This is a genomic window from Burkholderia sp. Tr-20390, assembly GCF_017104595.1.
In the GTDB taxonomy this organism is placed as follows: domain Bacteria; phylum Pseudomonadota; class Gammaproteobacteria; order Burkholderiales; family Burkholderiaceae; genus Burkholderia.
On record NZ_JAAGPC010000286.1, the window covers coordinates 1 to 7,436 of the forward strand.

Consider the following 7,436-nt stretch of genomic DNA (forward strand, 5'->3'; position numbering starts at 1 on the left):
TGGCGCGCTGGCGAGCCAGCCGCTCGCCCCGCTCTCTCCGCGCTCCCCGCTCGACGTGCCGCCCTGGACCCGCGGCCCGGGTGCGCCGCTACTGTCACCGCCCTACGGCGTGCCGGGGCCGCACGAACGCGACGTGATCCGCCGCAGCGCCCGCACGCCGGCCTTGCCCGGCTCCGGCTCGTCGATGACGCCGCTCGCCGACCTGTTCGGCGACATCACGCCGAACGGCCTCGTCTACGAGCGTCATCATGCGGGCGTGCCGGAGATCGATGCGCAGCGTCATCGCGTCGTCGTGCACGGCCTCGTGCGCGAGCCGCGCGTGTTCACGATCGACGACCTGCTGCGCTTTCCGTCCGAGTCGCGGATCCACTTCCTCGAATGCTCGGGCAACACCGGCAGCGAATGGAACGGCCCGAGCGGGCTGCCCGTTCAGTTCACGCACGGGCTGCTGTCGTGCTGCGAATGGACAGGCGTTCGGCTCTCGACGCTGCTCGACGAAACCGGCATCGATCCGGACGCACGCTGGCTGCTCGCCGAAGGCGCCGACGGCGCGGCAATGACGCGCAGCCTGCCGCTCGACCGGATCCTCGAGCGCGCGCTCGTCGTCTATGCGCAGAACGGCGAACGGCTGCGCCCCGAGAACGGTTATCCGGTACGGCTGATCGTGCCGGGTTTCGAAGGCAACACGAACATCAAGTGGCTGCGGCGGCTGAAGCTGGTGCGCGCGCCGGAGATGACGCGCGAGGAAACGTCGAAATACACGAACCTGCTGCCCGGCGGCTGCGCGCGCCAGTTCGTGTTCGAGATGGATGCGAAGTCGGTCATCACGCGGCCGTCGGCCGGCCATCGGCTCGCCGCGCACGGCTATTACCCGATCGGCGGCTACGCGTGGTCGGGACGCGGCCGGATTCGCGCGGTCGACGTCTCGACCGACGGCGGCCGCACCTGGCGGCCCGCTCGACTCGCGGGCGACGTGCGCGATCGCGCGCTGACGCGCTTCGAAGCCGACTGGATCTGGAACGGCGAGCCCGCCGACCTGCAAAGCCGCGCCACCGACGAAACCGGCTATGTGCAGCCGGCCCGCGAAGCGCTCGTCGCCGTGCGCGGCGTCAACTCGCAGTACCACTACAACGGCATCCAGAACTGGCGCGTCGGCGCGGACGGCGAGGTGCGCAATGCGTAAGCCGCTTGCCTGCCTGCTCGTCACATCCCTGCTGGTTCCGAGCGCATTCGGCGCGGGCTACGGTCTCGGCCAGCCGGTCGACCGCGCGGCGCTCGCGGCGTGGGACATCGACGTCGCGCCCGACGGCAGCGGCCTGCCGCCCGGCTCGGGCACGGTCGCGCGCGGCGCTCACGTGTTCGCGGACAAATGCGCGATGTGCCACGGTGCCGGCGGCGAAGGCGGCGTCGGCGATCCGCTCGTCGGTGGACTGGGCTCGCTCGCGAGCGCGAAGCCGAAAAAGACGGTCGGCAGCTACTGGCCGTACGCGACGACGCTGTTCGACTACATCCGCCGCGCGATGCCGTACAACGCGCCGCAATCGCTGAGCGCGGACGAAGTCTATGCGGTCACCGCGTATGTGCTCCATCTGAACGGCATCGTGCCCGGCGATGCACGGCTCGACGCGCGCACGCTGCCACGCGTGCGGATGCCGAACCGCGACGGGTTCGTGTCCGATCCGAGGCCCGGCACGCTATGACGCGGCTCGAACCGCGCGCACGCACATCGTGCATGACACCCGGGCGATTCGCCACCGCACGTGCCGCGCGTTGTCGTCCGCTACATGTCCAACCCGCAAGGAAGCCTTCATGAGCGACACGTCCCTCGCCGCTCCGGTCGCGCCGTCGCTGTTCGTCGACGTGCGCTCACCGGCGGATTTCCCCGACAGCCCCGTGTCGCGCGTCCTCGCGCAGCCGCTGATGCTCGGGCTGTTCCTGCCGATCCAGGCCGGCGGCTGGAGCGCGTCGACGCTGCCGCGCACGACCGACTGGACCTTCGACTACAACGCCGATCTGGTCGCGCGCGCGGAGGCACTCGGCTTCGACCTCGTGTTCGCGCTGTCGCAGTGGCTGCCGAAAGGCGGGTACGGCGGTGTGTTCGACGGCCAGGCGCTCGACTCGTTCATGACGCTGGCCGCGCTGACCGCGCGCACCGAACGGATCATCCTCGTCGCGACGAGCCACGTGCTCTACGGGCCCTGGCATCCGCTGCATTTCGCGAAATTCACCGCGACGCTCGATCACATCTCGCGCGGACGCTGGGGGATCAACGTCGTGACCGGCCACCGCGCGATCGAGCACGAGATGTTCGGCTGGAACCGGATCGAACACGACCGGCGCTATGAAATGGCCGCCGAATTTCTCGACGCGGTCCAGCAGTTGTGGGCGCAACCGGACAATTTCAGCTACACGCCCGAGCTGTCGAGCTGGCGGCTGGGCGGCGCATTCGTGACGCCGAAGCCGCGCTACGGCCGCCCGCTGCTGATCAACGCGACGGGCTCCGATGCGGGTATCGATTTCGCCGCACGCTACTCGGACATCGTGTTCGTCACGAGCCCGGCCGGCACGGATGCCGAACACGCGGTCGCTGCGCTGCCCGCGCATACCGCACGGGTGAAGGCAGCCGCCGCGGCGCGCGGCCGAACGATCCGCACGTTGCTCAACCCGCTCGTGATCTGCCGCGAGACGGCGGCGGAAGCGCGTGCGTACCGCGACGCGATCGTCGCGCATGCGGACGAAGGCAGCTTCCATCGCTTCGACAGTGACGCGCATGCGTGGCGAGGCGGCTTCGAACAGCGCTCGCAGGCTGCCTCGCGCGCGATCGGCGGCAATATCTCGATCACCGGCTCGCCGGAAGAAGTCGCCGATACCATCGTGCGCCTGCACCGTGCAGGCATCGACGGCATCCAGTTGAGCTTCTACGACTTCAAGCCCGATCTCGACTTCTTTGGTGAGCGTGTGCTGCCGCTACTGCGCGATGCTGGTTTGCGGCGCTGACGTCAGGCAGCCGTTTCGGTACGGGCGGCGGTGGCGCGGCGCACGGGCCGCCGCAGCCCCAGATGCTCGCGCAGCGTATGGCCCGCATAGTCGTTGCGAAACAGCCCGCGGCGGCGCAACTCGGGCAGCACCAGCGCGATGAAATCGTCGAGGCCACCGGGCAACGTCGGCGCCATCACGTTGTAGCCGTCCGCGCCGTAACGCACGAAGCGCTCTTCGAGCTGGTCGACGATCTGTTCCGGCGTGCCGACGAGCTGCCAGTGGCCGCGCGCGCCTGCGACACGCAAATAGAGTTCGCGGATCGTCAGGTTTTCGCGGCGCGCGAGCTCGATCGTCAGTGCCTGCCGGCTCTTGCTGGCGTTCGTCTCCGGCAGCGGCGGAATCGGGCCGTCGAGCGGATAGGCGGACAGGTCGAACCCGCCGGTGAGGCCCGATACGAGCGCGAGCCCGACCGCCGGGTCGATCAACGACTGCAACGCGTCGAATTTCTCCTTCGCTTCGCTCTCGGTACGGCCCACCACCGGAAACACGCCGGGCATGATCTTCAGCGTATCGGGATCGCGGCCGAACGCCGCGAGCTGGCCCTTCACGTCCGCATAAAACGCGACGGCGTCGTCGAGCGTCTGCTGCGCGGTGAAGATCACTTCGGCCGTGCGCGCGGCCAGCCGCGTACCGGCCGGCGACGAACCGGCCTGCACGACGACCGGGTGTCCCTGCGGCGGCCGCGCGACGTTCAAGGGCCCGCGCACCTGGAAGAAGCGGCCGCGATGGTCGAGCACGTGGCGCTTGCGGGGATCGAAGAAGCGGCCCGATGCGCGATCGCGCACGAACGCATCGTCGTCCCAGCTATCCCAGAGGCCACGCACGACATCCGCGAACTCCTCCGCACGCGCATAGCGTTCGGCGTGATCGAAATGCGCATCGCGATTGAAGTTGCGCGCCTCGTGCGCACTCGACGACGTGACCAGGTTCCAGCCCGCTCGACCGCCGCTGATGTGGTCGAGCGATGCGAACTTGCGCGCGATGTGGAACGGCTCGTTGAAACTCGTCGACGCGGTGCCGACGAGGCCGATTCGCTCGGTAACGGCCGCGAGCGCCGACAGCAGCGTCAGCGGCTCGAACTGCGCGACGTAGCTGTGCGCGGTGCGGCTCAGGAACTCGACGTCGTCGCCGCGCGTGCCCACGCCGTCGGCAAGAAACACGAGATCGAATTTCGCGGCCTCGGCCGCCTGGGCAAGCCGCACGTAGTGGCGAAAATCGACGCCCGCGTCGGCCTGCGAACCGGGATGGCGCCACGCGGCGATGTGATGGCCGGTCGGGTACAGGAATGCGCCGAGATGCAGGTGTCCGGTGCGGATCGTCATCGGGAAGGGTTTCCGAAAAAGAGGGCCGCGCGCGCGGCCAGGTCAGAACACGCGGCCTTCGGTCAGGTGTGTCGTCACGCCGTTCAGCTCGTAGTCGCCGATCACGCGCGCCTTGTGCAGCAACGGGTTGTGGCTGAAGATCGTGCGCAGGTTGCGCCAGTGCCGGTCGAGGTTGTGTTCGCGCGCCGTCGCCGACGCGCCGCCGACTTCGAACAGCCGCTCCGCCGCATGCAGCGCCAGCTTGCTGACGATGAGCTGCGTGCGTGCCGTCGCGAGCGCGCTGTCGAGCACCAGCGCATGTGCATCGGCATCGCCGGCTTCGATCGCGTCGGCGGAACGGTCGAGCGCCCGCGCGTTGTCGCGCACGAGCCCGTCGATTGCATGACTGTGCGCGGACAGCTCGCCGACGACCTGCTGGATGAAATGATCGTCGCGTGCGGTCGGCGCCGGGCTGTGCAGCACCGGGCGGCCGTGCGCGAGCACGTAGCGGCGCGCATCGGCAACCACGTTGCGCACGATGCCCGCCCCCGTCGCGACGAGATGCAGCTGCCGCAGCGCGCCGCAATGGCGGCCGACGAGCGTCGAGCCGTCGCGCGCGGCCACCTCATCCGCGAACACCTGCACGTCGTTCAGCAGCAGGCTGCCGCTCGCGGTCATGCGCTGGCCCATGCCGTCCCAGTCGTCGAGTACCTGCACGCCGTCCCGCGCGACAGGAATGATCACGGCGACCGCGTCACCCTGCTCGTTCTCCACGTTGATGCGCGCGAAATCGGCAAACGCGGTGCCGGTCGAATAGTATTTGCGGCCCGTCACGCGATAGTGATCGCCGTCCCGACGCAACACCGTGGTGTTCTCGCCGGGCCGCGACGTGCCGCGCTCGGTCGATGCGCCGCCGAAGATCGCGCCGGCCAGCGCCCGCTCGAGTTGTACGTCGTTGAACGGCGTGCGCGGCGATAGCCGCAGCGTCTCGATCTGGTCGTAATGGATCCGCAGCGCGTGCGCGAGATTCGAATCGGCGGCGGCCAGCGTCGCGATCGTATCGAACAGGTCGACCAGCGTGCCGCCGAGGCCGCCGCGCTCCACCGGAATCCGCAGCACGCCCAGCGCCGAGCGGCGGAAGATCGCAAACCCCTCGAACGGCAGTTCGCGACGCGCCTCGCGTTGCGCGGCATCCTGCCCGATCGCGTTCGCGAGATCGGGTAGCGCGGCAAGCGCGTCGCGCAACGCGTCGCGCGGATCGACGGCATCACGGGCAGTCATTCGGCAAGTCCTTGTTCGGGAAGATCGGGCGCTGCGCAGTGCGATCGCGATATGCGCGAACCGCCGCATGCGCAGCATCGCAAAGTATAGGGACGCACCCGGCGCGCGTGAAAAGCCGATTTCAGCTTACGTTATGCATGCGCCGGGAATTGCCGCGTGCGGTGACATCAGTGCTGGATGCCCCAGCGCCGCACGGTCACGCGTTCGAGCGTGTCGAACACGAGATTCTCGACGAGCAGGCCGATCACGATGACGGCCGCGAGGCCGGCGAACACGCGATCCGTATACAACTCGTTGCGGTTCTGGAAGATGTACCAGCCGAGCCCGCCCTGGCCCGCGCTCGCGCCGAACACCAGCTCGGCCGCGATCAGCGTTCGCCACGCAAATGCCCAGCCGACGCGCAGGCCCGACAGGATCGACGGCAGTGCGGCCGGCACGAGGATCAGCGCGATCTGGTGCAGGCCCGTGAGGCCGTAGTTACGCCCCGCCATCTTCAGCGTGGCCGGCACGCCCGCGAAGCCCGTATACATGCTGAGCGCGAGCGGCCAGAGCACCGCGTGCACGAGCACGAACAGCAGGCTGCCGGTGCCGAGCCCGAACCACAGCAGCGCGATCGGCAGCAACGCGATTGACGGCAGCGGATTGAACATCGACGTCAGCATCGCCAGCAGGTCGCGGCCGATGCGTGTCGATACCGCGAGCGATGTCAACGCAAATGCGAAGAACACGCCCAGCGCGTAGCCGCGCAGCAACACCGACAGCGAGATGCCTGTCTTCACCAGCAGTTCGCCCGACTCGATGCCCTGCACGAACGCGGCCAGCGTCGCGCCGAAGGTCGGCACGAGCAGATCGTTCGCGACGATGCGCGCGACGATCTCCCACGCGGCAATCAGCACGAGTGCGATGACGCTGCGCCGAAACCATCCCGCACCGGCGACACGACGCCACAGCGGAGCCGGCACGGCACGCTCGGCGTCGGGCAGCGTGTCGAGCGTGCGTTCGTATTCGGCGCGCACGGGCGGTAGCGGCGGCAGGGCCGGATCGATCGTGCTCATGATGCGGCTGCCTCCGTCGTCGGGACGCTGGTCGTGTCGGTATCGAACAGCAGGCGATGGATCCGCGCGACGTTGTCGCGGAAGTCGCCGGTGTCGACGTTGTCGAGCGAATGCTCGTGGCTGTTGAGTTCCGCAAGCACGCGGCCCGGATGCGGCGACAGCAGCAGGATCCGGTTGCCGACGACGAGCGCTTCCTCGATCGAATGCGTGACGAACAGCAGCGTGAAACGGAATTCGTCCCACAGGCGCAGCAGTTCCTCCTGCATCTTGCGGCGCGTCAACGCGTCGAGCGCGGCGAACGGCTCGTCCATCAGCAGCACGCGCGGCTGCATCGCCAGTGCGCGCGCGATCGCGACGCGCTGCTTCATGCCGCCCGACAGCGTGTGCGGATAGGCGTCGGCGAACCCGCTCAACCCGACCTTGTCGAGATAATGCAGCGCGCGCTCCCGGGCTTCGGCGCGCGACAACCTTGCGGCGGCACGCAACGGAAACGCGACGTTTTCGACGACCGTCTTCCACGGCGGCAACTGGTCGAACTCCTGGAACACCACGACGCGGTCAGGGCCCGGCCCGCGCACCGGCCGACCGTCGAGCGCGATCGAACCCGATACGGGCTCGATGAAGCCGGCAATCGCCTTCAGCAGCGTCGACTTTCCGCACCCCGACGGGCCGAGCAGCACGAAGCGGTCGCTGCCATACACGTCGAAGCTGACCTGGTGGGTCGCGCGCACGATCCGCGCGCCGCTGCGGTATTCGAGGT

At 68.7% G+C, this 7,436-nt stretch carries 7 protein-coding genes; 3 read left to right on the plus strand and 4 right to left on the minus strand.

Translation table 11 applies throughout. The features are described 5' to 3' along the window. Positions 1-7: 7 nt before the first annotated feature. From soxC to G3N98_RS37280, 3 genes are all read left to right on the plus strand, one after another. Positions 8-1,183 carry a sulfite dehydrogenase gene (soxC, locus tag G3N98_RS37270; RefSeq protein ID WP_241026250.1) on the plus strand — a complete coding sequence of 392 codons (1,176 nt, stop codon included), beginning with the start codon at positions 8-10 and terminating at the stop codon, positions 1,181-1,183. Next, positions 1,176-1,700, plus strand: a complete 525-nt coding sequence (locus G3N98_RS37275; RefSeq protein WP_206150924.1) for a cytochrome c — start codon at positions 1,176-1,178, stop codon at positions 1,698-1,700. Before soxC ends, G3N98_RS37275 begins: the two co-directional genes overlap by 8 nt. A 109-nt stretch (positions 1,701-1,809) precedes the next feature. After that, the gene (locus G3N98_RS37280; RefSeq protein ID WP_206150925.1) at positions 1,810-2,997 is read left to right on the plus strand and encodes an LLM class flavin-dependent oxidoreductase; all 1,188 of its coding nucleotides are present in this window, start codon (positions 1,810-1,812) and stop codon (positions 2,995-2,997) included. A gap of 2 nt (positions 2,998-2,999) precedes the next feature. Here the strand turns inward: G3N98_RS37280 and G3N98_RS37285 are convergent, their stop codons facing one another. The 4 genes from G3N98_RS37285 to G3N98_RS37300 form a co-directional block, all read right to left on the minus strand. After that, positions 3,000-4,361 (minus strand): LLM class flavin-dependent oxidoreductase, encoded by a 1,362-nt coding sequence (locus G3N98_RS37285; RefSeq protein WP_206150926.1) that lies wholly within the window; start codon positions 4,359-4,361, stop codon positions 3,000-3,002. A 42-nt stretch (positions 4,362-4,403) separates the two neighbouring features. Beyond that, a complete protein-coding gene (locus tag G3N98_RS37290; protein ID WP_206150927.1) occupies positions 4,404-5,621 on the minus strand; it encodes an acyl-CoA dehydrogenase family protein in 1,218 nt (405 codons plus the stop codon). A 167-nt stretch (positions 5,622-5,788) separates the two neighbouring features. Next, the gene (locus G3N98_RS37295) at positions 5,789-6,676 is read right to left on the minus strand and encodes an ABC transporter permease (protein WP_206150928.1); all 888 of its coding nucleotides are present in this window, start codon (positions 6,674-6,676) and stop codon (positions 5,789-5,791) included. Continuing rightward, a partial coding sequence (locus G3N98_RS37300) for an ABC transporter ATP-binding protein (RefSeq protein ID WP_206150929.1) occupies positions 6,673-7,436 on the minus strand: 764 nt, incomplete at its 5' end. The genes G3N98_RS37300 and G3N98_RS37295, both read right to left, overlap by 4 nt.